The sequence below is a fragment of the Williamsia sp. Leaf354 genome (assembly GCF_001424365.1).
Taxonomy (GTDB): Bacteria; Actinomycetota; Actinomycetes; order Mycobacteriales; family Mycobacteriaceae; genus Williamsia_A.
Genome location: NZ_LMPL01000005.1, coordinates 245,022 through 268,886, shown reverse-complemented (window position 1 = coordinate 268,886; position 23,865 = coordinate 245,022). Strand labels below are relative to the sequence as shown.

Here is a 23,865-nt window from a genome sequence, read left to right as displayed (position 1 = left end):
ATGCAGAAATGATCCTTCGCGGTCGTTCGAGGCGCCAGCTGGACGCTTGCTTCACGCCAAGTCCATACGAAGGTCCATACGTTTCCTGCGGGAACGCTGCACGTCAGGGGAGGGTGGGTCGTGAGACCAGACGATGTCCGTACACGCGAGGACCTCGCCCGCGCCCTCACCGAGATCCGCTCGGCGGCCGGTCTCTCGATCCGTGAGACTGCCGCGCGGGCGGGGGCGCTGACCCCCACGGTGGGCGGCTGGTTCTCGGGCCAGCACGCCCCCACCGCGTCGAGTGAGCCCGTCCTGCGCAAGGTGCTGGAGGCCTGCGGTGTCGAGGGGGCCGAGGACCAGGCGCCGTGGATCGCCGCCGCCGAACGCGCCCGCCGACCGGGCGGACGACGGGCAGCCTCACCCCGCACCCCGTATCTGGGGTTCGCCGCCTTCGGCGTGGAGGACCACGACTGGTTCTTCGGGCGCGAGGACATCACCGATCTCGTGATCGGCACCGTCCTCGAGCAGGCCGACCACCCGACGGCGACCATGCCGGGCGCCGACCGCATGCCGATCGTCACGCTGATCGGGCCGTCGGGGGCGGGCAAGTCGTCGGTGCTGCGGGCGGGGCTGCTCGCCCAGATGGAGACCGAGAGCGGTTTCGCCGGCTGGCGGAGCATCCTGATGACCCCCGGCACCGACCCCGTCGGGTCCCTCGACGCCGCGATCGCGCAGCTGCCGCCGGGCGACGGTCCGGTGCTGCTCGCCCTCGACCAGGCCGAAGAGGTGTGGACGCTCTCCGACGACGTCGCCCGCCGCGACCGCTTCGAGGCGGGTCTGGTCGAGCTCAGCACGCAGTGCGAGGTACTCGTGGTGGTCGCCACGATGCGCGCCGATTTCTACGGCGTCCTGGCCTCCCTGCCCCGGTTCACCCGCCCGCTGCAGAACGCCCACATCCTGGTGCCCGCCCTCGCCGAGAGCCAGGTTCGCGAGGTCATCCTCGAGCCTGCGCGTGTGGCCGGACTCCAGGTCGCCGACGACCTCGTGGATCTCCTGCTGAGCGATGTGCGTCCCGGGGCCGCGGGGATCGGCGCGGGGTCACTGCCGCTGCTGTCGCACGCGCTGCTGTCGACCTGGACGCGGTCGGACAAACGCACCCTGACCGTTGGCGACTACCTCGCCACCGGTCGGATCAGCGGCGCCGTGGAGCAGACCGCAGAGCGGGTGTACGCCGAACTCGACTACGCCGAGAAGGGCGTCGCACGACGTCAGCTGCTCGCCATGGCCCACGTCGACGAGGACTCCGCGTCACGGAGGCGGGCGCCTCTCTCCGAGCTGGGGTTCCCGCCGAACGTCGAATTGCCCGAGACGCGCCGAGACGTCCGAGAACGACGCGCGGCCGCTGTTCTCGACCGGTTCGCCGCCGCCCGACTGGTCACCGTGGGCGACACCTACGCCGAGGTCACCCACGAGGCGCTGCTGTCGGCGTGGCCGCGCCTGCGCCAGTGGATCTCGGAGGATCGCGACAACCTGCTCGAGCACCGGCGTCTGCAGGCACAGCTGGCGGTGTGGTCCGACACCGACGAGGCCCCCGAGCTGCTCCCGTACGGCGGTCGTCTGGACCTGTTCAACGAGTTCGCACAGTCACCCGAGAACGGTGCGCGAATCAGTGCCGACGAACAACGCTTCCTCGATCTCGCCAACGCCCGTAGCGCCCGCCTGCAGTCGGTCGACCGTCGCCGGATCCGACAGCTCCGCACCGTCGCCGGGGCCGCGACGGTGTTCGCCGTCGTCGCGCTGCTGGCCGCGGTGCTGGCGGTCGTCGCCCGCACCGACGCCGTCGACCAGAAGGAGACCGCCGAGACGCTGCGGCAGGACGCATTGTCGACGCGCCTCGCGGTGCAGTCCGACCAGCAGCGCCTCATCGACCCAGCGTTGTCGATGCAGCTGGCCATGGTCGCCTATCGGATATCGCCGACGGTCGAGGCGCGATCGGCACTGATCGACAACACCGCAGCGCCCATCCCGACCCGACTGCTCACCGCCGAGGGGCCCGCCAAGGTCGCGGCCTCTCCCGACGGATCACTGGTCGCGGTCGTCGGCTCCGACGACCGCATCCGGCTCTACCGCACCGGCTCCCGGGGGATCGACCGGCAGATCGCGATGTTCGGCGGTGCGCAGAAGGACAAGCCGCTCTACGGCGTCGCCTTCGGCGCCGATTCCCGCCAGCTGTTCGTCGGGGGCAGCGACACCCTGTCGCTGTGGGACCTGTCGAACCCGACCGCTCCGCGGCTCACCACCGACGCCCCGTCGGTCAGCGGTGTCATCCGCGACATCGCGGTCAACCGCCGGGGAAACCTCCTCGCGGTCGCCGTCGACGGTGCGGGGGTGCTCCTGTTCCGGCTCTCGGCGGCCATCCCGGCGAGCTCGACGCCGGCCGCGATGGTCTCGCGGACGCGCTGGGACCCGGTGACGCTGCCCGACAGCGTCGTCGGGGACGGGACCACGGTCGCGTTCTCGCCCGACGGTCGTCTCCTCGCCGCCGCCAGCGGCAAGAACCGGTTCGACATCTACTCCCTCGACACCCCGAGCGTGAGAAGTGTTGCCTCGGTGGTCCTGCCGGGGGCGATCAACGTCACCGCCACCGACCTCGCGTTCTCGCCCTCGGGCGACCTCGCGGTCGGGGTCAACAGCCGTGACGTCAAGATCTACTCTCTCGCCGATCCCACCCGCCCCGGCCTGACCCGGGATCTGACGTCGTTCGAGAGTTACGTCAACGGGGTCGATTTCAGCGCCGACGGCCGATACGTGCTCGGCGCCAGCTCGGACAACACCACCCGCGTCTTCGACCTCACCGGTGGTGAGGACCCCCGGGTGCTGCGCAGCGGGGCCGTGGTCGACTCCGCGGTGTTCGTGGGTAACACGGTGGTCGCGGCGTCGGAGGACGGGACGGTGAAGGTGTGGCCGCCCGGTCACCCGTCTGTGCAGGCGGGCGTCGACTCGACATTCCAGTTCGCCTTCGACGCCGACGGGTCGCACTTCGTCACCACCAACGCCGCCGTCGACGGCTCGGTCAGCCAGTGGACGGTCGGTCCCGGCGTGACCATCACCCGCCGGGGGCCGCTCCTCGCCGCGCCGCCCGGCCAGAAGTTCACGTCGCTGTCGTACACCGCCGACGGCGCCACGGCCGCCATCGGTTCCGGGGACGGACAGTTCTATCTCGGTGACTACTCCGATCCCGCTCGTCCGCGCATCGTCGGTGCGACCGCGCCCGCGCTCGGCGGTCTCACCGAGACCGTCGATGTCAGCGACCGGTCGCGCCTGGCGCTCGTCGGGACGCTGGCGTCGAATTCGCTGGTCGTCATCGACGTCGCCGATCGCGCCCGCCCACGTCGTGTCTCCGCGGTCGACGTCGGGTCGGCGGTCGCGTGGACGGCCTTCGCCCCCGACGGTCGCCGCGCGGTGGTGTCCACCACGAGCGGCGATGCGGTCCTCGTCGACCTCACCGACCCGGCGAGGCCGAGCATCCTGTCGAGCACCCGACTGTTCGCCTCCTACGCACTCGCCGCACGGTTCAGTCCCGACCAGCGTCGTCTGGTGGTCACCTCCTCGACGAAGGAGGTGAAGGTCCTCGACCTCGCCGACCCCCGGAAGCCGGTGGTCACCGACACCATGACCGGGCCCAGCAGCACCATCTACGGTGGCGCCTTCTCCCGCGACGGGACGCTGGTCGCCGCCGGTGGCGCCGACGGGAAGGTGTGGATCTGGGATGTGCGCCGACCGGGGCACGCGCAGGTGCGGGCGCAGCTGCAGGCCTACCCGGGACGGATCTACGACGTGATGTTCGGTCCCGACGACCGCACGGTCCTCGCCACCGGCGCACGCGGGATCATCCAGGCCTGGGGTATGGACCCCGACGCCATCGTGGAGCAGGTCTGCGCGTCGGGCACAGCGCCGATCACCGAGGCCGAGTGGTCACGGTTCCTCCCGGTCGACACCTACCGACCGACCTGTCGCTGACGGGCACTGCCGCACGTCAGCCGGGCAGCACGATCGTGGGAACCGTTGCACCGCCGAGGATCCGGGTCGCGGTCGATCCGAGGAAGACCCGCTTGACGCCGCTACGCGGGGTGGTGCCCAGCGCGAGCACCTCTCCGGCGGGCCAGTCGACGGCGGCGAGGGCGGCCGCATAGTCGGTGCCGGTGGCGACGACGGTGTCGGTGTCGGCGTCGACGACGCCCGACGAGACCAGCCGCGCCAGAGCGACACCCGCCTGTTCTCGCCATGCGGCGAGCACGCCCCGCTCGGCACCGAGACCGACCTCGGGCGGATACATGTCGGTCGGTGCGACGCCGAAGCTGGCCACCCGCAGGCGAACCCCGGCGTCGGCCGCCATCTCCGCGGCGCGCGCGACGGCCGAGTCGCCCTCCGACGTCGCCGAGTAGGCGCACGTGATCCCGGCGATACCCGGCCGATCGGGAGCCACCTCGTGTCCGGGCGGGGCGAGGGCGAGCGGGATCTCGCTGGAGTGCACCATCCGCCCCGTCGTCGAGCCGAGCGTGATGTGGCCGCCGGTCTGGCGTCGGGTGCCCATGACGAGCATCGTCGCGCCGAGTCGGCGGGTGGCGGTCGCCAGCGCCGCGCTCACCGACCGGTCGGCGACGCGGTACACCGTCACCGCCGTCGGGACCGGGTGCCGTTCGAGGGCGGCGCGTGCCGACGATTCGGCGTCGTCGCCCAGACGTTGCGCGTACGCGGCGAACTCGGCGTCGACCTTGGCCATCGACGGCACCGACCAGGGGCGGGGGAGCGCGATGACGACGGCGAGGTCGCGCCGCAGTGACCGGCACAGCTCGGTCGCCAGTGCGAGGCCGGCCTCGCCGCCGACCCCGGGCCGGTACCCGACGACGACCGTCACGGCGCGGCCCGCAGGGGATCGGGATCGCCGGTGTTGAGCGCGGAGTGGTGGCGTCCCCACACCAGGTAGAACACGAGCACCGCCGACACCCAGAGTCCGAAGAACACGAAGGTGTACCAGTGCAATCCGTAGAGGATGTAACCGCACGCGGCGATGGCGAGGATCGGGGTGAATGGGTAGAGCGGCACCCGGAACGGTCGTTCGAGATCCGGTTCGCGACGGCGCAGGATGATCACGCCGAGGCTCACCACGATGAAGGCGACGAGGGTACCGATCGACACCATGTCGGCGAGGTAGTCCAGCGGGATGAAGCCGGCGAGGATCGCCACGACGACCGCGACGACGATGGTGTTGTTCACCGGGGTCAGGGTCCGAGGGTTCACGCGGGTGAAGAAGGCCGGAAGCATGCCGTCGCGACCCATCGCGAACAGGATGCGGGTCTGGCCGTACAGCGTCACGAGGGTCACCGAGAAGATCGAGATGACCGCACCCGCGGAGAGGACCAGCGACGGCCATGTCGCCCCGGTGACGTTGTTCAGGATCTGGGCGAGGCCCGCGTCCTGCTGGGCGGCGAACTCGCTCGACGGCTGGGCCGCGACGGCGGCCAGTGACACCAGCACGTAGACCAGCACGACGGTGATCAGCGCCGCGATCAGTGCACGCGGCATCGTCCTCTGCGGATCCTTCACCTCCTCGCCGGCGGTCGAGATGGTGTCGAGGCCGATGAAGGAGAAGAAGATGGTGCCCGCCGCGAGCGTCACCCCGTGCGCCCCGTCGGCGAAGAACGGCGTCAGGTTGTCGTCGTTGAACGCGGTGAAGGCGATGACCGCGAACATCGCGAGGACACCGATCTTGATGAACACCATGATCGCGTTGGCGCGGGCCGATTCGCTGGCCCCGCGGATCAGCAGGATCGCACACATCCCGACGAGGATCATCGCCGGGAGGTTGATCGCGCCGGGATCGTCGTCGAAGGGCGCCGCGGTCAGGGCGTGCGGGATCTGCGGTATGTGGAGGTCGCCGAGGAGTTCGTTCAGATAGCCGCTCCAGCCGACCGACACCGCCGCCGTCGACACCCCGTACTCGAGGAGCAGGCACCCGGCGACGGCCATGCCGGCGAACTCGCCGAGGGTCGCGTAGGCGTAGGAGTACGTCGACCCCGACACCGGCACCGACGACGCCATCTCGGCGTAGCAGAGCGCGGCGAGTCCGGCGGCGATGCCCGCGAACACGAGCGAGATGATGACCGAGGGACCGGCCTCGGGGACGGCCTCGGCCATCACGAAGAAGATGCCGGTGCCGATGGTGGAGCCGATGCCGAAGCTCGCGAGTTGCACGGTGGTGATGTTGCGTTTGAGACCGGTGTCGGCCTCGGCCTTCCATCCGGTGGGGATCGGTTTGCGGCGCAGCAGCGTCGCGCGCGTGAGGGGCGCGGGGTGGGGTGATCGTGTGGCCACTGCGACTCCTCCGACGGGACGCTCGACGACGGTCGAGAGACCATCAAAGCATCACGGGGACGTCCGCGCGGTGTGGATGCGACAGTGGATGCAGACCGCGCCGCTACTCTTGGCGCGGGGTCGGTACCGCAGGTGGGCGTGGAGGTGATCGTGGCGCGCTCGGCTCGTTCTGCCCGCCGAGAGGCACGACGCGAGTTGTCGGCGGCACGTCGAGACCTCGACCGACTCCTCGGCACCGGCGATCCGCACGCCCGCACCCCCCGATGGTTTCTCGCCGCGGGTGTCGTCGTGGTCGCGCTCGTCGTCGCCACGGTCGTCGTCCTGATGGTGCGGGGAACACAGACCGTGTACCGCGACACCGACTTCACGGCCGCCGCGCAGACCACCGTGTCGGCGCTGCTGCTGCCCGACGCCCGTGACCCCGACCGCGCGCGGCAGATCCTGGACTCCTCGACCGGATCGTTCCGCGACGAGTTCGCCCAGTCGACCGGTGCCTACCGCACCCTGGTGACCCGCCTGGGCACCGTCGCGACCGGCAGTGTCGACGGTGTCGCCGTGGCCGGTCGTGACGGCGACACCGCCGAGGTCCTGGTCACCGCCGTCGTCCTCACCCGTTCGGGGACAGGCGAATCCACGCCGGGAGAGGCGGACACGGCAGCGGCGGCGCCGAACCGCTTCCGACTCATGGTGCGCATCGAACCCGATTCGGGTGAGCTGAAGCTGTCGCGCGTGGAGTTCCTCCCGTGACCGCCGTCGGATCCCGGCTGTCGCTGCCCGGCGCGGTGATCGGGGCGGGTGCGGCGGCGGTGTGGCTCGGGGCGTTGGTCGGGTGGGCCCTGTGGTGGGTGTCGTCGGTGGTGACCGTCGTGGTGGTCCTGCTCCTCGTCGCAGTCGTCGTCGGCGGGGTGGGGCCGGTGTCCCGCCGGCGCCGGAACCTGCTCGCGGCAACGACTCTCGTGCTCGCGATGACCCTCGGCGCGGTCGTCGCGGTGAGCGCGACGCACCTGGTCGATCGTCGGTCGGTCGACCACGCGGCCGCCACCGCTGCGCGCGACGCCGGGCCGCTGGTGTGCCGGGTCGTCGACCGCGGAACCGCCGCCGCCCGCGCCACGGCCATCGATGCCGCGACCGCCGATCTGGCCGACCGGCTGCGGTCGGGCGCGGGCGCCCTCGACGGGCCGCAGTCGTCCGGTGCCGACGTCACCGCCGGGTGCGTGCCCGTCGAGGCCGGTGTCGCCGCCGTGTCCGGTGAGGGCGCGGATGTGGTGGTCGCGGTGAACGTCACCGAGCGACAGGGTGCCGACACGGCCACGGTGGGAAGGGTTCTCGCCGCCCACCTTCGCCGCGTGGACGATCGCTGGCGGGTCGCGACGCTGGAGGTGCTGCGGTGAGCGCATCCGAATCGGCCCGCGTCACCGCCGCGCGCGAACGCGTGGGACGAGCCGAGGCCGCGGTGGCGGCGACAACCGCCGACACGGAGGCGGGGCACTCCAGCGGCGGTGGTGGCACTCCGCGCATTCCCCGTGTCGCGGCGGTGATCGCCATCGTCGTGATGGTCACCGTGGCCGTCGCCGGGGTCGTCCTCACCGTCGTCTCGGTCCGGGCTGACGACCGACGCGGCCGAGCCGAGTCCGTCGTCGCCGCGACGCGTGCGGCGGTGACCACCGTGCTCACCGCCGACCCCCGCGACCCCGAGCGGTACCTGGCATCGGTCCGCCGGGTGAGCAGCGGGGATTTCCTCCGCCGGATCGACGGTGCGGCCGCCGAGATCACCGCGGCGGTTGCGGCACAACGGCTACCGGGAACCGGACAGGTCGTCGCGGCCGGCGTCGTCGGCGATGCGGCCCGCTCTTCGGTCGACCTGCTCGTCGTCGCCGAGGCCACCAACCCCGCGCTGCTCGGTGGATCGGCGACCGACGGACGACTCGTGCTCGACGTCCGCATGATCCACGGCGCGCGCGGGTGGACCATCGACCGGGCGCAGCTGCGATGACCGCCGCGACACCGGTGTCGGCCCCGACCCGCGCCGCCCGCGGCGTGATCTGCCTGTCCGCGGTCGCGGGCATCGTCTCCGCGCTGGTCGTCCTCGGCGCGCCGACCTGGGTGTGGCCGCCCGCGGTCGCCGTCGCGCTCGGGGTGGTCGCGCACCTGTGGACCGGTGTCGTCCGGTGGCGCGCCTCCGATCAGGACCCCTCAGATCAGGGCCCCGTCCACCGACGCGATGCGGTGGTCACGGCCGTCGCGCTGGCGGCGCTGGTGACCACCCTCGCGGGCGCATCGCTGCGCCCCACCCGCGACGACACCGGACCCGATCCGACCCTGCTCGACACGACACGGTCGACGATGACCGCGCTGTTCGACTTCACCCCGGCCGATTTCGCCGCCGACCCCGCCACCCGCCGCGCCGCACGGATCACGCCGCTGCTGACGGGCCGGTTGCTCGCCGACTACCGCAGTCAGGGACCGAACGTCGCGCTGGCCTCGGCCGTCGAGACCGGCGCCGCGTCGTCGATCGCGGTGACCGGGGTCGGTGTCGCCCCGACCACCACCGGTGGCGAGACCGTGCGGTTGCTGGTGTTCGCCACCCAGACGATCGACATCCCCACGGCCGCCCCGTCTCGCGCCACGGTGCCGATCGCGCGGTGGGTCGTGATGCGTAGAGTCGGAGACGGGTGGCGCATGGCCGATCTGTACCCCGTCGGTGTCGAGGGATGACCCGATAGACGGGTGAGTGGTGCGCACGCCCTCGATTCGAGGAGACGCGCATGAGCGGTGGAGTGGTCGTTGTCGGTGCGGGACTCGCGGGTGCCCGTCTCGCGGAAAACCTTCGGCAGGCGGGATTCTCCGACGCCATCACGCTGATCGGTCGCGAGGAGCACATCCCGTACGACCGTCCGCCGCTCTCGAAGGCCGTGTTGCGCGGTGACCGTGACCTCGTGGAACTCAAGCCCGAGCAGTGGTACGCCGACAACCACGTCACCCTCACCCTGGGCGTCGAGGTGACCGACGTGGATCCCGAGGCCCGCACGGTGTCGGTGGGTGACGGCGTCACCGTCGACTACGACTCCCTGGTGTTGGCAACAGGTCTCGACCCGCGCATGCTGCCGGGGACCGCGGATCTGACGGGCGTGCACGTGCTGCGCACCTACGACGACGCCGTCGCCCTGCGCGCCGCGGCGACCGACGGCGCGCGCGTGGTGGTCGTCGGGGCCGGCTTCATCGGGTGCGAGGTCGCCGCGAGCCTGTCGACCGCGGGTGCGTCGGTGACCATCGTCGAACCCGCCGAGACCGCGCTGAACGCGGCGCTGGGACCGGTGATCGGCAAGCGGGTGGAGAAGCTGCACACCGACCGCGGCGTCACCGTGCGCACCGGGGTGGGTGTCGACGAGATCGTCGCCGAGTCCGGTCGCGTGACCGCGGTCGCGCTCGACGACGGCACCCGGATCGAGACCGACATCGTGGTCTTGGGCATCGGGTCCACCCCGATGACGGGACTCGCGGAGTCGATCGGTCTCGATCTCGCCGATCGCGCGCACGGTGGTGGGATCGCCTGCGACGCACGGGGGGCGACGTCGGTCGACGGGATCTACGCGCTCGGCGACGTCGCCATCTGGTCCGACGAGTCGGGCGTGTTCGGCCACCGGGTCGAGCACTGGAATCACGTGGTGGAGCAGGCGAAGGTGCTCGCCGACACCCTCGTCGGGGGCGAGCGGGCCTCGACGACACCGGTGGTGCACTACTTCTGGACCGACCAGTTCGACATCAAGATCCAGTGCCTCGGTACCCCCTCCGCCGACGACGACGTGCACATGGTCGACTCCGACGGTGACAAGTTCCTCGCCTACTTCAGCCGCGACGGCGTGCTCACCGGCGTCGTGGGTGCGGGCCGGGCGGGCGCGGTCATGAAGATGCGCGCCACCGTCGCCGCCGACACCCCGATCGCCGACCTCATCTCCTAGGACCGCAGCGGTGGTCGCCGATCGGGTGGACGCGCCATCGGTGATGGCCGCGGTCGATGCCCTCGCCGACCCCGAGCGGGCCGCCGGGTCGTCGCGGTTCTTCAAGTCCGGTCCCGGACAGTACGGCGAGGGGGATCGATTCGTCGGGGTACCGGTGCCACGGTTGCGCTCCCTGGTGGCGTCGTTCCGGGGCCTCGATGCGCGCGGGGTCGTCGACCTGCTCGACAGTCCGATGCACGAACACCGACTGATGGGCCTGTTCCTGCTGCGCGACGGCTTCGAGCGCAGCGACACCGAGGCCGCGCGGCGGGACTGGGTCGAGCTCTATCTCGACGCCGTCACACGCGGCCGGGTGAACAACTGGGATCTCGTGGACAGTTCCGCCGATCCGATCCTCGGCATGTGGCTCCTCGATCGTCCGCGGGACCTGCTGACGCGGTTCGCCTCCGACGACGACCTGTGGTGTCGACGCGTCGGCATCGTCGCCACGTTCGCGTTCATCCGGCGCGGTGACCCCTCGGCGCTGTACGAGATCGCGCCGCTGGTCGTCGCCGATCGCCGCGACCTCATCCAGAAGGCGTTCGGCTGGATGCTGCGGGAGGCCGGGAAGCGGTGCGATCGAGACGAACTGGTGCGTTTTCTCGAGACCCACGCCGCCGAGATGGGTCGCACGGCCCTGTCGTACGCGACCGAGCACCTCGACGCCGATCACCGCGCCGCGCTGCGGGCGAAGCGGTAGTTCGCGCCGCGTGCCCTCCGACGGTCGTCGCGTCGGCTAGCATCCGAACCGACGGCAAGTCTGAGGGGGGATCATGCGGGGTGGACTCGTGCATGCGACCGGGCGGGCGGGGTCGATCGCCGCGCTGGTGGTCACCGCGGTCGTGACGGTGTCCGGGGCCACGACGGCGGTGGCGAACGCCGCTCCGGTTCCGAGCTACACGGTGACGGTCGGCCAGGACGGCGCGATGACGTCCACTCTGTCCGGCGCCGCGTTCACGCGAACCGCCGACGGCCTCGTCGTCGTCGACGACCGTGGTCGTGCGATCGACCGTGTCCCCGCGGCGATGCCTCTCGACGGTGTCGATGTCCCGATGCGGACGACGGTCGCCGCGGACGGTCGCTCCGCCACGATCGCTCCGGAACTGACACCGGCGGTGAGTGCCGCGATCAAGCGTGGTGCCCACCCGGTCTCGGCGCGCAAGGATCGCGCCTACTACGCGATGCTGTTCCACGTCGCGAACGGACTGAACCGTGCGGGCACCGTGTCGGCGGCCGCCGGTGCGGGTGTCGGGACGGTCGTGGGCGCCGCGGTGGGACTCGTCGTCGGTTGCTCGATTCTCGGCGCCTGCCTCCTGATCATCCCCGCAGCCGCGGCCGGAGCCGCGATCGGTGCGACCGTGGCCGGCGCGATCGGCACGCAGTACGGCGACCCGAAGGCCGCGCAGTCCGTGCTGACCTGGCTCACTACCCGCTGAAATTCGCGCCGGCGGGCCGGCTCAGAATTCGCGCCGGCGGGCCGGCTCAGAATTCACGCCGGCGGGCCGGCTCAGAATTCACGCCGGCGGGCCGGCTCAGAATTCGATCGTGAGGTGGTCGGAGGTGGGGCGGGCCTGGCAGCCCAGGATGTAGCCGTCGTCGATGTCCTCCTGATCGAGGGCACCGACGTTCGCCATCTCGACGGTGCCGTCGACGACGGTGCATGCGCAGGAACCACATTCGCCCTCACGGCACGAGTACGGGACGTCGAGTCCGGCGGCCATCATGATGTCGACGAGTGTCTGGCTGCGGGGCCACGAGAGTTCGTGGACGGTGCCGTCGAGGGCCACCGACACCGACGCGGCGTCGGCGGTCTCCTCGGCACTGACGACCGCGACGTCGGGGTCGTCGAACGGGTCTCCGGACAGCGAGGTGAACACCTCGGCGTGCACCTGCTTGTGGCCGAACCCGGCGTCGGCGAGCGCGGTGTGCACGGCGTCCATGAACGGTCCGGGTCCGCACATGTACGCGTGGTGGGCGGCGTAGGGCCGCAGCAGCGCGGTCAGCGCGGCGACTCCGGGCAGCCCCTGGACGGTCTCGAGCCAGTGGATGACCGAGAGGCGCTCCGGGTGCGCTGCGTGCAGGGTCCGGATCTCGTCGGCGAAGATGACGTCGTCCTGGCTGCGGTTGGCGTAGAACAGCACCACCGATCCCGAGCCGGTCGCGAGCGCGGCCTTGAGGATCGACATGATCGGTGTGATGCCGCTGCCCGCGGCCAGCAGCAGGAGGGGTGCGTCGAGGTCGGCGGGGGTGAACACGCCCGACGGTGGGAGCACCTCCACCTCGTCGCCGGGTGAGGCGTTGTCGCACAACCAGTTCGACCCGTATCCGTCCGCGGTGCGTTTGACGGTCACCTTCGGCTTGGCGTCGGTCGACGGCGACGACGCCAGCGAGTAGCACCGGGCGACCGATCCGGTCCGGTCGCTGGGGATCCGCAGTGTGAGGAACTGGCCGGGCTTGTAGCCGAAGCGGTCGGTGTGTTCGGCGGGCACGTCGAAGACGAGCGACCGGGCGTCGGCGGTCTCCTCGATCACCTCGGCGATCGTGAGGACGACGCTCCTGGTGCTGTGGGGCGTGATCGCCGTCATCGGCCACCTCTCTCGCAAAATGAGAACACGTTCTAGTTTTGAGGGTACCCACCGTGCGGTGCCATCCGCCACCGGTGGTGCGCGGACCCGGTCGGCCGGAGCGCCGGCAGCCGCGGGAGCACCGTCGACTACAGCGCCCGAAGACCCCGATCGAGAATACGGCTGCCATCGGTGAGGAGGGCTGCGAGGTCGGCCGCGGGATCGGTCAGCCACTGCTCGTAGGCGGCGAGCGCCACCCCGAGCATCAGCCACCCGGCGGTCTGTGGGAGGTGCTCGTCGCGCGACACCCCGGTGCGTCGGGCCACGAAATCGGCGATCACGTCGCGCCAGCCGGTGTACATCAGCATCGAATGTGCCTGCAGCGCCGGGACCTCCAGGAGCAACCGCATGCGACGCCGGTGGCTGTCCAGGTGGTCGGCGTCGACACGGTTGAACTCGACCAGCGCCGTCTGCAGGGCGACCGCGACGGGCAGGTCGTCCCCGAGCGCGTCGAGGTGGGAGCGCATCGCCTCGAGGTGGACGTCGAAGTCTCCCCAGGGGATCGCGTTCTTCGACGGGTAGTAGCGGAAGAGGGTGCGGCGGGCGATCCCCGCGGCCTCGGCGACGTCGTCGACGCTCGTCTCGTCGAATCCGTGTCGGGTGAACAGATCGATCGCGACCTCGCTGATCACCGCGCGCGTCGTACTCGGACGACGTCCGAGCTGCGGTGACACCACGCCCACACCTTTCGCCGCGTCCGAATCCGTGCGAGTGATCGCTCGGGTCTAGCTTTTCTGCACTCGGTGCCATTATAGTCCGACGTGACCCACGTCACCATCGAGAGGACATCATGAGCGAGAACACCACCGTCCCGACCGCCGACGTCACCGCGCCCGTCACCGACGACGCTGAACTGGTGACCGAGAGTCTCGTCGAAGAGGTCTCGATCGACGGCATGTGCGGCGTCTACTGACATGACGGCCGCCGTCACGACCGACCGGTTCGATCTGAGTGCCCCCTGGATGCTGAATCCCAGTGTGGCGCTGCGACCGGAGCCGTTCGGGGCGTTGCTGTACCACTTCGGGACGCGCAAGCTGTCGTTCCTGAAGAACCTGGTCGTCGTCGACCTCGTGCGGTCGCTCGCCGACCACCCGAGTGCCGAGTCGGCGCTCGCCGCGGCGCCGATCGCCGACGCCGATCGCCCCCTCTATCTCCAGGCGCTCACCTCGCTCGCGGCGTCCGCGACGATCGTGCCCGCCGACCGTCCCCGGGAGTCCGTATGACCGCCATGCTCGACCGTCCCGCACCGGCTCCGGTGGGTCGTCTCGTCGATCAGTTCGAGAAGGGCCTCGACGCCCCGATCTGCCTGACGTGGGAACTGACCTACGCCTGCAACCTGTCGTGTGTGCACTGTCTGTCGTCGTCGGGAAAGCGTGATCCCCGCGAGCTCGACACCGCGCAGTGCAAGGCGATCATCGACGAGTTGCAGCGGATGCAGGTGTTCTACGTGAACATCGGCGGCGGTGAGCCGACGGTCCGTTCGGATTTCTGGGAGCTCGTCGACTACGCGACGTCGCACCAGGTGGGGGTGAAGTTCTCCACCAACGGTCTGAAGATCGACAAGGCCGTCGCCGCGCGGCTCGCGGCGTCGGACTATGTCGATGTGCAGATCTCGCTCGACGGTGCGACCGCCGAGGTCAATGACGCTGTACGAGGGCCGGGGTCGTTCGACATGGCGATCCGCGCACTGGAGAACCTCGCCGAGGCCGGATTCAAGGATGCGAAGATCAGCGTCGTGGTGACCCGCCACAACGTCTCACAGCTCGACGAGTTCAAGGATCTGGCCGACCGGTTCGGTGCAACGCTGCGGATCACGCGCCTGCGTCCGTCGGGTCGGGGCGCCGATGTGTGGGACGACCTGCACCCGTTGCCGTCGCAGCAGCGTGAGCTCTACGACTGGCTCGTCGCCCGCGGTGACGGTGTCCTGACCGGCGACTCGTTCTTCCACCTCGCGGCGTTCGCCGAGCCCGGGCAGGGTGGACTTCCCGGTCTGAATCTCTGCGGCGCGGGCCGGGTGGTGTGTCTGATCGACCCGATCGGGGATGTGTACGCCTGCCCGTTCGCGATCCACGAGAACTTCCTGGCCGGGAACATCCTGTCCGACGGCGGTTTCCAGACCATCTGGCAGCAGTCGGATCTGTTCCTCGAGCTCCGGGAACCGCAGAACGCGGGCGCGTGCACCAAGTGTGCGCACTTCGATGCCTGCCGCGGTGGGTGCATGGCGGCGAAGTTCTTCACCGGCCTGCCGCTCGCCGGTCCGGACCCCGAGTGCGTGCAGGGCTTCGGCGAGCAGTTGCTGGCCGGCGACCGCACGGCCCCGACGGCGAACAAGGACCACTCCCGTGGGGTGCCACTCACCCTCATGACCCGGCCGCCGTCGCGCGACTGCGACGAGAATCCGCTCGCCGGTTTCGCGCCCGTCTGACTCCGCCGTACACGAAAGTAGTTGATCCACATGGTCAATCCCTGGTTCGAGACCGTCCTCGAGGCGCAGCGTCGCGCGAAGAAGCGGCTACCGAAGTCGGTGTACTCATCGCTGGTGGCCGGTAGCGAGAAGGGCATCACGCTGCACGACAACGTCGAGGCGTTCGGCGAGATCGGTTTCGCCCCGCACGTCGTCGGCGCGCACGCCGAGCGTGAGCAGGCGACGTCGATCATGGGCCAGGAGATCTCGATGCCGGTCCTCATCTCGCCGACGGGAGTGCAGGCCGTCGACAAGGAGGGCGAGGTGGCCGTCGCCCGTGCCGCGGCGGCCCGCGGTACCGCGATGGGGCTGTCGAGCTTCGCCAGCAAGCCCATCGAGGACGTGACCGCGGTCAACGACAAGATCTTCTTCCAGGCCTACTGGCTGAACTCGCGGGAGGACATCCTCAAACGCGCCGAACGCGCTCGCGCGGCCGGCGCGAAGGGGCTGATCGTGACGACAGACTGGTCGTTCTCGATGGGACGCGACTGGGGTTCGCCGGAGATCCCCGAGAAGGTCGACCTCAAGGCGCTGCTGAAGTTGGCGCCCGAGATCGCGATGCGTCCGCGCTACGCGTGGGACTGGTTCAACAGGGGCAAGCCCATCATCCCCGATCTCACCGCCCCCAACGTCGTCGACAAGGGGCAGACCGGCCCCACCTTCTTCGGTGCCTACGGACAGTGGATGGCGACCGCGCCACCGTCGTGGGAGGACCTCGCGTGGCTGCGTGAGCAGTGGGGTGGGCCGTTCATGGTCAAGGGCATCACCCGTCTCGACGACGCGAAACGGGCCCGCGACATCGGTGCCACGGCGTTGTCGGTGTCGAATCACGGTGGCAACAACCTCGACGGCACGCCGGCCACCATCCGCATGCTGGGGCCCATCGCCGACGCGGTGGGCGGCGACATGCAGGTCCTGCTCGACGGCGGCATCCGTCGCGGCAGCGACGTCGTCAAGGCCCTCGCCCTGGGTGCCGACGCGGTGATGATCGGCCGGGCCTATCTGTGGGGTCTGGCCGCCAACGGTCAGACCGGCGTCGAGAACGTCCTCGACATCCTGCGCGGCGGCATCGATTCCGCCCTGATGGGACTGGGTCGCAAGAGCATCCACGAGCTCACCCGCGGCGACATCATCATCCCCGAGGGATTCGAGCGTCGTTTCGGCGACACCACCGACCGGGAGACCGCCGACGTCTCCGCGGAAAGAAACTAGAACACGTTTCAGTTTGGGGTAGTCTGACGCGATGGGACGTTTCGACGGCAAGGTCGTCTACATCACCGGTATCGCCCGTGGGCAGGGTCGAAACCACGCGATCCGCTTCGCCGAGCAGGGTGCCGCCGTTGTCGGTCTCGACATCGCCGGGCCGGTGGCCGATCACACGACCTACCCGCACGCGACCGCAGCCGACCTCGCCGAGACCATCGCCGCGGTCGAGGGGGTGGGCGGCAAGATCCTTGCGCGCCAGGGCGACACACGCGATCTCGCGTTCCAGGAGCAGCTGGTGGCCGACGGTGTGGAGCAGTTCGGGGCCATCGATCTCGTCATCGCGAACGCCGGCGTCCTCACCTGGGGCCAATCGTGGGAGCTCACCGAGGCGCAGTTCTCCGATGTCATCGACGTCAATGTCGGCGGCACCTGGAAGACGCTCCGGGCGACCCTGCCGACGATGATCGCCGCGGGCAACGGTGGATCGATAGTGGTGGTCAGCTCGTCGGCGGGCCTGAAGGCCATGCCGCTGCAGGCCTCGTACACCGCCTCGAAGTTCGCGATCACGGGTATGGCGCAGACGGTGGCGAAAGAGGTGGGGGAGTACAAGATCCGCGTCAACACCATCCACCCCTACGCGGTCGACACCCCGATGGCGTTCGAGGACACCTCCGCCCAGCACGCCTTCACCATCGAGAAGTACCAACCGCATTTCGCGCCGATCCTCAACGAGCCGTTCTTCTCCACCCGCGACGAGGTGACCTCGCTGGTGATGTACCTGTGCAGCGACGACGCGCGCACCATCACCGCATCCACCTTCTCGATGGACCAGGGGAGTGTGAAGGTCTAGACCCCCGACCCGGTCGGGTCAGGCGGTCCAGACGCTCGCGAGATCGGTCGCGGCCCGCGCGGGGGGCACCGGCGCGCCGGTCCCGGTACGCGAGAAGCGCGGTGCCGGAGCGGCTTGCGTCACGCCGTCCCACTCCTGCAGGTTCGCGCGTGCGGCCATGTGCGGGTCGGTCGGGGCCTCGGCGAAGGTCAGTACCGGGGTGGTGCAGGCATCGGTGCCGGCGAAGACCGCGGCCCACTCGTCGCGGGTGCGCGAGGCGAACGTCTCGGTGAACACCGCGCGCAGCTCGTCCCAGCGGGCGATGTCGTTCTGGTCGGGGATGTCGGCCCCCTCGAGACCGAGACCGGTGATCAACTGCGCGTAGAACTGGGGTTCGATCGCGCCCACGGCCATGTACTTCCCGTCGGAGGTCTCATAGACCTCGTACCAGGGCGCGCCGGTGTCGAGCATGTTCACGCCGCGCTCGTCGCGCCACAGGCCGGTGCCGCGGAACGCCCACATCATCTGTCCCAGAACCGAAGCGCCGTCGACCATGGCCGCGTCGACGACCTGTCCGGTGCCCGAGACCGCCCGCTCGACGAGCGCGGCCAGCACGCCCTGCACGAGGAACATCGACCCGCCGCCGAAGTCGCCGACGAGGTTGAGCGGCGGCACCGGCCGCTCACCGGCCCGGCCGATCGCGTGCAGCATGCCGGTCATCGAGATGTAGTTGATGTCGTGCCCGGCGCGGTCGGCCATCGGGCCGTCCTGGCCCCAGCCGGTCATGCGCCCGTAGACCAGTCGAGGGTTCGCCGCGAGCAGGTCGTCGGGCCCGAGGCCGAGCCGCTCCATCACCCCGGGTCGGAACCCTTCGAGGAGGACGTCGGCACGCTCCACGAGCCGGATCACCTCGGCCTTGTCCTCGGCCGATTTGAGATCGGCCTCCACGACCGCCGACCGCCCGCGCAGGAGCTGATCGGCGTTGCGCCCCGCCGCGGGCAGTGTCCCGGCCCGTTGGACACGCACCACGTCGGCCCCGAGATCGGCCAGCATCATCGCTGCGTGCGGACCGGGCCCGATGCCGGCGAACTCCACGACCCGGATGCCCGTCAGCGGGCCCTGGCGTCGCTCCTCGCGCGGCTGCTCACTCGAACTCATCGAAGTACCTCGTCGTCGGTTGCCGATGGATTGACCGAGCGCTCGCTCCGTCGCTTCCAGCATCGCATGCGACCGTGGTGATCGCTGTCACCGGGTGGTTTGCCGCCCGGTGCGGCGCGCCGGTCCGCGAAACGCCGAGAAGGGTGAAAAGCGTTCGCCGCTTCATGTGTTCAGAAGCGCTTGCGGTGGCTAGCATTGTCCGAATGATCTGCTCCGGTGGGCTCGGCGCGGCGACCTGGACCGAACTCGACGACCGACAGGTCACGCTCGTGGTCCCCGTGGGTTCGGTCGAGCAGCACGGCCCCCATCTCCCGTTGGACACCGACACACGGATCGCCGGTGCCGTGGCCGACGGCGCCCGCGCCGCGCTCGGGTCCGACGACACGCAGATGTTGATCGCCCCGGCGCTCGCCTACGGTGCCAGCGGCGAGCACGAGGACTTCCCGGGGACGATCTCCATCGGACACGAGGCGTTACGACAGGTCCTCGTCGAGTACGGCCGCAGCGCCTGTCGGTGGGCCGCGCGCATCGTCTTCGTCAACGGCCACGGCGGCAACGTCGCCACCCTGATCGACGCGGTCGGCCTGCTCCGTGTCGAGGGGCGCGACGCGGCCTGGTTCCCCTGCGCGGTGGCCGGCGCCGACGCGCACGCCGGTGCCACCGAAACGTCACTGCTGCTGCACATCTCGCCGGAATCGGTCCGTCCGGACGCGGTCGCCGTCGGTAACACCGGTGCCGTCGCCGACCTCATGCCGGCACTGCGCTCCTCGGGTGTGCGTGCGGTGAGCCCGAACGGGGTCCTCGGGGATCCGCGCAGCGGACATCTCGACGACGGGCGCGCTCACCTCGACGCGATGGCGACGCGACTGGCCGACGCGGTGCGTCGATGGTCGCCCGACGAACACGGCGTCCTGCGATGACCCGTCGAGCCGATCGCACCGACGTCGACCCGACCGACGCGGCGACCGCGACCGACGGCGGCACCGAGGGCGATACCGAGGAGACGGCGGAGGACACGCCGGTGCGGGCGCCGCAGGAGCTGCCCGACGGGTTCCAGGTGCAGCTCGACATGGCCACCGTCGTCAACCCGGCCTCGCGGAGGCACCTCCTCGGGGGATCCCCGATGCGTCTGCTGACCCTGTCGCCCGCGGCGGTCGACATGATCGACGCCGACGGTCGGTTGGTGATCTCGGGTCCCGCCTCGGCCACGCTGGGTCGGCGGTTGCTCGATGCCGGGGTGGCCCATCCGCGACCCATGTTCGGACCCGACGCCGACGACGTGACCGTCGTGATCCCGGTGCGCGACAACCAATCCGGGATCGATCGTCTGCTGCGGGCATTGATCGGCGTCCGTGTCGTCGTGGTCGACGACGGATCGGTGACACCGGTCGTCGTCGGGGACGCCGGGTGTACGGGGGGTGTCGAGCTCATCCGCCTCGATCGCAGTGTCGGACCGGCGGCGGCGCGCAACCTCGGGGCCCGCCACGTCGAGACCGAGCTCATCGCCTTCGTCGATTCCGATGTCGTCCCCGAATCCGGTTGGCTGTTCAAGCTTCTCGCCCATTTCTCCGACGACCGCGTCGCGATGGTGGCGCCGCGCATCGTGGCGATGACCCCCGACGGCGGCCCCATGGCCCGCTACGAGGCGCTGTGTTCCTCCCTCGACATGGGCCGTCGCGAGAGTGCGGTGGCGCCGGGCACACGGGTGCCGTACGTCCCCAGTGCCGCGATCATCCTGCGCCGCAGTGTGTTCCGCGAGGTCACCGAGGGCGGTTTCGACGAGTCGCTGCACGTGGCCGAGGATGTCGACCTGTGTTGGCGCATCACGTCCGCAGGCTGGGTCATCCGGTACGACCCCATCGCGGTCGCCGCACACGATCACCGGGACCGACTCGGACCGGCGTTGCGACGCCGACGTTTCTACGGGACCGGCGCGGCACTGTTGAGCGATCGCCATCCCACCCTCGCGGCCCCGATCGTGATGACGGTCCCCATGGCGGTGGCGGCACTCGGCGTCCTGACCCGATCGCGGTGGGGGCTGGGCCTGCTGGTGGCGATGGTCGCGATCATCGGACGACGTCTGCACGGCCGGGTCTCGCATGTCCCCGACGCGTTCTCCGTGGCGGCCAAGCTGACCGCGCAGTCGATGGGTTTCGGGTTCCTGCAGTTCGCCTCGGCGCTGTGTCGGCACTACTGGCCGCTGTCGGTCGTGCTCGCGGTGTTCTCGGCGCGGTTCCGGCAGGTGCTGCTCGCCGTCGCCCTCGCCGACGGCCTCGTCGAATGGGTGCGCTCGGAGATGCTCAACCCCGACCCGGTGCAACGCCTGGGCGTCGCCCGGTTCGTGGTCCTCAAACGCCTCGACGACCTCGCCTACGGCGCCGGTCTCTGGGAGGGCGTTCTCGCCGCGCGTGCTGGGGGCGCGCTGCGTCCGGTCATCGGATCGGTCCACGCCGCGGAGCGGCACGCGGTGTCGGGACGAATCGTGGACCGACGCGCGGTCACCGAGCGGACCGCCCCGTCGCATTCGTGAACGGGTGGTCGTGAACACCCGCCGCGTCGTGGTGGTCGGTGCCGGTAGTTGCGGTTGCGTGGTGGCCGAACGTCTCTCGCGCGGCGACGACGTCGTCGTGACCCTCGTCGAGGCGGGCGTGGACGCGCCGACCGATGAAGATCTGCTCCTCGCCCGACTCCCGGTCGGCCCCGACGCGACGCGGGTACGGCGACATCGCACGATCGACGGCCTCGACCTCGTCCGCGGATCCGGGGTGGGCGGGTCGTCGGTGGTCAACGGCGGTTATTTCCTGCGCGGTCATCGCACCGACCTCGACGGCTGGGATCAGGACTGGTGGGATGCCGACACCGTCGAGCGGTTTCATCGCGCCCTCGACGGTGGAGGGTCGGGCGGGATGATGGGTGTGCGTCGCGTCGCCGACACGGAGCTCCATCCACGTGCAGCGGCCTTCGAGAACCATTGGAGGGCAGCAGGATGCGACAACGTGGACGGCGAGTGGCCGGCCGTCGGCGTCAACCGCGTACGCGTCAACGCCGACGGTGTCCGGCGGGTGTCCGCCGGTCGGGCGTTCCTCACCGACGCGGTCCGCGCCCGCCCCTCGTTGCGCCTCCTCGCCGACACCACGGTCGACGAGGTGCTCGTGTCCGACGGTGTGGCGACCGGTGTGCGCGCAGGCGGACAGACGATCCCCGGCGACGAGGTGATCCTCTGCGCGGGCACCCTGGCGAGCGCGACGCTCCTCGCGCGGTCGGCGGGCGGCGGATCGTCGACCTTCCCGCTGGGCGAACACCGCGAGATCCTCGTCCGCTACCGCCCCACCGACCGGGCTCCCCGGGCCGGCCGCGGGATCCCGCTGTTGCCGACGGTTCTGCACACCGAGGACGGTGTCGAGATCCGCTGCTACAACGCAGATTTCGCCGACCACATCGCCGGCGTACCACCGTCGGGCCCGGCTGTCGGGATAGCGGGCATGGTGCCGGGTGCGACCGGGCATCTGAGCGTCGCCACCGACGGCGCCGTGACGATCGGTGTGGGCGATGCCGCGGCGATCACCGACACCATGGATCGGTGGTCACACCGGGTGGTCGAGATGCTCGAGGGACCCGACCACGCCGATCTCGTCGAGCCGGGCAGCGTGTGGATCGATCCGGTGCTCGCGACGTCGCACCACGCCTGGGGCACGCTGCCGATGGGGGCGGCGACCGACCCGCTCGGCGGGGTGATCGGTGTCGAGGGTCTGCGTGTCGTCGACGGATCGATCCTCCCGGGCGCGCTGTCGAGCGGGCCGCACGCGACGACGATGATGATGGCGGCGCGGATCGCCGACGCCATTGCCGAACCGCTCTCGGCGCGCAGCGGTATCGTCGGATCGTGACCTCACTCGGCGACCCGGCGGTCCGGGAGTTCTTGTCCACCGGAACCCGCACGGGCATGCTGGGTTTCACCGCGTCCGACGGGCGTCCGCTCATCGCCCCGGTCTGGTTCGTGCTCGACGAACACGCACCCGGCGGCGGTGGGGCCGATCCTCGCATCGCCTTCAACACCGGTGCCGACACCGCGAAAGGGCGCGCGCTGCGGCGCGATCCGCGGGTGGTGCTCTGTGTCGACCTGCCCGAGCCGCCGTACGGCTTCGTCCAGGTCCAGGGGCGTGTGCACATCAGCGACGACCTCGACCAGGTGCGACGCATCGCCACGGCGGCGGGCGGGCGCTACATGGGTGCCGACCGTGCCGAGGAGTTCGGTGCGCGCAACGGGGTCCCGGGCGAACTGGTGTTGTGGATCGAACCGACGAAGGTGATCGCCTCCCTCGACGTCAGCGCCTGACGCCGCAGCCGCACCGCCCGCGGTCAGGGGAGGACGCGCTGCTCCTCGCGACGCGGACTGATGGCGAAGCTGCGGTCGCGCGGATCCCAGAACGCCAGCACGGGCCACGCCAAGGCCTGCGCGAGTCGTGCGAACTGGATGCCGACCAACGACCCGAACCACTGCCTGCGCCTGCCGTGCATGCGGAAGGTGCGTGGCGTGCGGGCGGTGTACTTCCAGTAGCTGACCGGCGTCGTGCAGAGTCGACGCCCGGAGATGCGGGCGTCCATGCCCGGCACCCACGCGAGCCTCCACCCCTGGTCCACCACGGTGATGCCGATGTCGAGGTCGTCCTGGATGTCGTCGCGGGTGCTGGTGTGCGGCGCGATGTCGGCCCACACCGACGCCCGCATCACACAGTTGGCGCCGAAGGTGTCGGCCATCTCGGTGATCGACCCCTCCCGCATCCCCGCCTGGAGTTTCGCGGTGAACCGGGCCTGTGCGGAGCGGAACAGCCACTGGGCGGGCATGTCGTGCATGGAGCACAGGCCGCTGCCGCCGGCGACGTCGGGCGGCACCGCGTCGAAGAAGCGGCGGATCGCCGCGGTCCACTGCGGGCTGACGACGGTGTCCGCGTCGATCTTCGCGATCAGGTCCCCGGTGGCCTCCCGGACTCCCCTGGCCGCGGCATGCAGCGCACCCTGCTGTCGCTCGGTGATCAGACGGACGGTCGGCGACTGCCGCGCATACGACTCCGCGATGGCGGCGGTGCCGTCGGTCGAGTTGTTGTCGATGACGAGCACCTCGTGGACGGGCTCGTCCAGGCCGAGGAGCGCATCGAGGCAGGCCGCGATGTCGGACTCCTCGTTGTAGGCGGGGATGATCACCGAGATCGCCGAAGTCAGCACAGACGC

General features: G+C 70.4%; 23 protein-coding genes. 17 read left to right on the top strand and 6 right to left on the bottom strand.

Features of this window, described 5'->3' with window-relative positions; genetic code table 11:
* Positions 1-120: 120 nt before the first annotated feature.
* Positions 121-4,002: an nSTAND1 domain-containing NTPase gene (locus tag ASG12_RS17930; RefSeq protein ID WP_055792635.1), complete on the top strand. Its 3,882-nt coding sequence runs from the start codon at positions 121-123 to the stop codon at positions 4,000-4,002.
* Between the two features lie 16 nt (positions 4,003-4,018).
* On the opposite strand, the gene ASG12_RS17925 is transcribed toward ASG12_RS17930, so the two are convergent.
* The gene (locus ASG12_RS17925) at positions 4,019-4,900 is read right to left on the bottom strand and encodes a universal stress protein (RefSeq protein WP_055792632.1); all 882 of its coding nucleotides are present in this window, start codon (positions 4,898-4,900) and stop codon (positions 4,019-4,021) included.
* Entirely contained in the window at positions 4,897-6,312 is a 1,416-nt protein-coding gene (locus tag ASG12_RS17920; RefSeq protein WP_055793814.1) for an amino acid permease, read from the bottom strand. The genes ASG12_RS17925 and ASG12_RS17920 overlap by 4 nt, the downstream gene beginning before the upstream one ends.
* 195 nt (positions 6,313-6,507) lie before the next feature.
* Between ASG12_RS17920 and ASG12_RS17915 the strand changes: the two genes are divergently transcribed.
* From ASG12_RS17915 to ASG12_RS17885, 7 genes are all read left to right on the top strand, one after another.
* A complete protein-coding gene (locus ASG12_RS17915) occupies positions 6,508-7,104 on the top strand; it encodes a hypothetical protein (protein WP_156378170.1) in 597 nt (198 codons plus the stop codon).
* Positions 7,101-7,748, top strand: coding sequence for a hypothetical protein (locus ASG12_RS21815; RefSeq protein WP_055792626.1), 648 nt, complete (start codon positions 7,101-7,103; stop codon positions 7,746-7,748). The genes ASG12_RS17915 and ASG12_RS21815 overlap by 4 nt, the downstream gene beginning before the upstream one ends.
* Positions 7,745-8,350 (top strand): hypothetical protein, encoded by a 606-nt coding sequence (locus tag ASG12_RS17905; protein WP_055792624.1) that lies wholly within the window; start codon positions 7,745-7,747, stop codon positions 8,348-8,350. Before ASG12_RS21815 ends, ASG12_RS17905 begins: the two co-directional genes overlap by 4 nt.
* Positions 8,347-9,072: a hypothetical protein gene (locus ASG12_RS17900; protein ID WP_055792620.1), complete on the top strand. Its 726-nt coding sequence runs from the start codon at positions 8,347-8,349 to the stop codon at positions 9,070-9,072. The genes ASG12_RS17905 and ASG12_RS17900 overlap by 4 nt, the downstream gene beginning before the upstream one ends.
* Positions 9,073-9,122: 50 nt before the next feature.
* Complete coding sequence (locus ASG12_RS17895; protein WP_055792617.1) at positions 9,123-10,316, top strand: NAD(P)/FAD-dependent oxidoreductase; 1,194 nt, start codon at positions 9,123-9,125, stop codon at positions 10,314-10,316.
* 43 nt (positions 10,317-10,359) lie between these two features.
* Complete coding sequence (locus tag ASG12_RS17890; protein WP_055793813.1) at positions 10,360-11,055, top strand: DNA alkylation repair protein; 696 nt, start codon at positions 10,360-10,362, stop codon at positions 11,053-11,055.
* 73 nt (positions 11,056-11,128) lie between these two features.
* On the top strand, positions 11,129-11,791 hold the full coding sequence (locus ASG12_RS17885; RefSeq protein ID WP_055792616.1) for a hypothetical protein: 663 nt from the start codon (positions 11,129-11,131) through the stop codon (positions 11,789-11,791).
* A 96-nt stretch (positions 11,792-11,887) separates the two neighbouring features.
* Here ASG12_RS17885 and ASG12_RS17880 read toward each other — a convergent pair whose 3' ends face one another.
* Together ASG12_RS17880 and mftR are read right to left on the bottom strand one after the other, a co-directional pair.
* Entirely contained in the window at positions 11,888-12,940 is a 1,053-nt protein-coding gene (locus ASG12_RS17880) for a ferredoxin--NADP reductase (RefSeq protein WP_055792613.1), read from the bottom strand.
* Between the two features lie 128 nt (positions 12,941-13,068).
* Positions 13,069-13,656, bottom strand: coding sequence for a mycofactocin system transcriptional regulator (mftR, locus tag ASG12_RS17875; protein ID WP_082502216.1), 588 nt, complete (start codon positions 13,654-13,656; stop codon positions 13,069-13,071).
* Positions 13,657-13,832: 176 nt separating this feature from the next.
* Here mftR and mftA point away from each other — a divergent pair, with 176 nt between their 5' ends.
* The 5 genes from mftA to ASG12_RS17855 are packed head-to-tail and all read left to right on the top strand — an operon-like array spanning position 13,833 to position 17,499.
* Positions 13,833-13,892 carry a mycofactocin precursor MftA gene (mftA, locus tag ASG12_RS22365; RefSeq protein WP_443089113.1) on the top strand — a complete coding sequence of 20 codons (60 nt, stop codon included), beginning with the start codon at positions 13,833-13,835 and terminating at the stop codon, positions 13,890-13,892.
* 1 nt (position 13,893) lies between these two features.
* Positions 13,894-14,202 (top strand): mycofactocin biosynthesis chaperone MftB, encoded by a 309-nt coding sequence (gene mftB, locus ASG12_RS17870; protein ID WP_055792608.1) that lies wholly within the window; start codon positions 13,894-13,896, stop codon positions 14,200-14,202.
* Entirely contained in the window at positions 14,199-15,404 is a 1,206-nt protein-coding gene (gene mftC, locus ASG12_RS17865; protein WP_055792606.1) for a mycofactocin radical SAM maturase, read from the top strand. The genes mftB and mftC overlap by 4 nt, the downstream gene beginning before the upstream one ends.
* Before the next feature lie 30 nt (positions 15,405-15,434).
* Positions 15,435-16,655, top strand: coding sequence for a pre-mycofactocin synthase MftD (gene mftD, locus ASG12_RS17860; RefSeq protein WP_045823729.1), 1,221 nt, complete (start codon positions 15,435-15,437; stop codon positions 16,653-16,655).
* Between the two features lie 31 nt (positions 16,656-16,686).
* Complete coding sequence (locus tag ASG12_RS17855; protein WP_055792603.1) at positions 16,687-17,499, top strand: mycofactocin-coupled SDR family oxidoreductase; 813 nt, start codon at positions 16,687-16,689, stop codon at positions 17,497-17,499.
* 18 nt (positions 17,500-17,517) lie between these two features.
* On the opposite strand, the gene ASG12_RS17850 is transcribed toward ASG12_RS17855, so the two are convergent.
* Complete coding sequence (locus tag ASG12_RS17850) at positions 17,518-18,636, bottom strand: CaiB/BaiF CoA transferase family protein (protein WP_055792600.1); 1,119 nt, start codon at positions 18,634-18,636, stop codon at positions 17,518-17,520.
* A 203-nt stretch (positions 18,637-18,839) separates the two neighbouring features.
* On the opposite strand from ASG12_RS17850, the gene mftE reads away from it, so the two are divergent.
* Genes mftE through ASG12_RS17830 form a run of 4 tightly spaced genes read left to right on the top strand, consistent with a single transcriptional unit; the run spans position 18,840 to position 22,972 of the window.
* A complete protein-coding gene (gene mftE, locus ASG12_RS17845) occupies positions 18,840-19,556 on the top strand; it encodes a mycofactocin biosynthesis peptidyl-dipeptidase MftE (protein WP_055792596.1) in 717 nt (238 codons plus the stop codon).
* Positions 19,553-21,166, top strand: a complete 1,614-nt coding sequence (gene mftF, locus ASG12_RS17840; RefSeq protein WP_156378169.1) for a mycofactocin biosynthesis glycosyltransferase MftF — start codon at positions 19,553-19,555, stop codon at positions 21,164-21,166. Before mftE ends, mftF begins: the two co-directional genes overlap by 4 nt.
* A 10-nt stretch (positions 21,167-21,176) precedes the next feature.
* On the top strand, positions 21,177-22,523 hold the full coding sequence (gene mftG, locus ASG12_RS17835) for a mycofactocin system GMC family oxidoreductase MftG (protein ID WP_235457477.1): 1,347 nt from the start codon (positions 21,177-21,179) through the stop codon (positions 22,521-22,523).
* Complete coding sequence (locus ASG12_RS17830; protein ID WP_055792591.1) at positions 22,520-22,972, top strand: PPOX class F420-dependent oxidoreductase; 453 nt, start codon at positions 22,520-22,522, stop codon at positions 22,970-22,972. Before mftG ends, ASG12_RS17830 begins: the two co-directional genes overlap by 4 nt.
* 23 nt (positions 22,973-22,995) lie before the next feature.
* Here the strand turns inward: ASG12_RS17830 and ASG12_RS17825 are convergent, their stop codons facing one another.
* Positions 22,996-23,859, bottom strand: coding sequence for a glycosyltransferase family 2 protein (locus tag ASG12_RS17825; protein WP_055792587.1), 864 nt, complete (start codon positions 23,857-23,859; stop codon positions 22,996-22,998).
* Positions 23,860-23,865: the final 6 nt, after the last annotated feature.

What these genes read in the sequence shown, in the direction of transcription:
- mftE (WP_055792596.1), top strand. Translation starts at nt 18,840, where the DNA reads ATGATCTGCTCCGGTGGGCTCGGCGCGGCGACCTGGACCGAACTCGAC.
- mftB (WP_055792608.1), top strand. Translation starts at nt 13,894, where the DNA reads ATGACGGCCGCCGTCACGACCGACCGGTTCGATCTGAGTGCCCCCTGG.
- mftF (WP_156378169.1), top strand. Translation starts at nt 19,553, where the DNA reads ATGACCCGTCGAGCCGATCGCACCGACGTCGACCCGACCGACGCGGCG.
- mftD (WP_045823729.1), top strand. Translation starts at nt 15,435, where the DNA reads ATGGTCAATCCCTGGTTCGAGACCGTCCTCGAGGCGCAGCGTCGCGCG.
- ASG12_RS17855 (WP_055792603.1), top strand. Translation starts at nt 16,687, where the DNA reads ATGGGACGTTTCGACGGCAAGGTCGTCTACATCACCGGTATCGCCCGT.
- ASG12_RS17850 (WP_055792600.1), bottom strand. Translation starts at nt 18,636, where the DNA reads ATGAGTTCGAGTGAGCAGCCGCGCGAGGAGCGACGCCAGGGCCCGCTG.
- ASG12_RS17890 (WP_055793813.1), top strand. Translation starts at nt 10,360, where the DNA reads ATGGCCGCGGTCGATGCCCTCGCCGACCCCGAGCGGGCCGCCGGGTCG.
- ASG12_RS17895 (WP_055792617.1), top strand. Translation starts at nt 9,123, where the DNA reads ATGAGCGGTGGAGTGGTCGTTGTCGGTGCGGGACTCGCGGGTGCCCGT.
- ASG12_RS17885 (WP_055792616.1), top strand. Translation starts at nt 11,129, where the DNA reads ATGCGGGGTGGACTCGTGCATGCGACCGGGCGGGCGGGGTCGATCGCC.
- ASG12_RS17900 (WP_055792620.1), top strand. Translation starts at nt 8,347, where the DNA reads ATGACCGCCGCGACACCGGTGTCGGCCCCGACCCGCGCCGCCCGCGGC.
- mftC (WP_055792606.1), top strand. Translation starts at nt 14,199, where the DNA reads ATGACCGCCATGCTCGACCGTCCCGCACCGGCTCCGGTGGGTCGTCTC.
- ASG12_RS17880 (WP_055792613.1), bottom strand. Translation starts at nt 12,940, where the DNA reads ATGACGGCGATCACGCCCCACAGCACCAGGAGCGTCGTCCTCACGATC.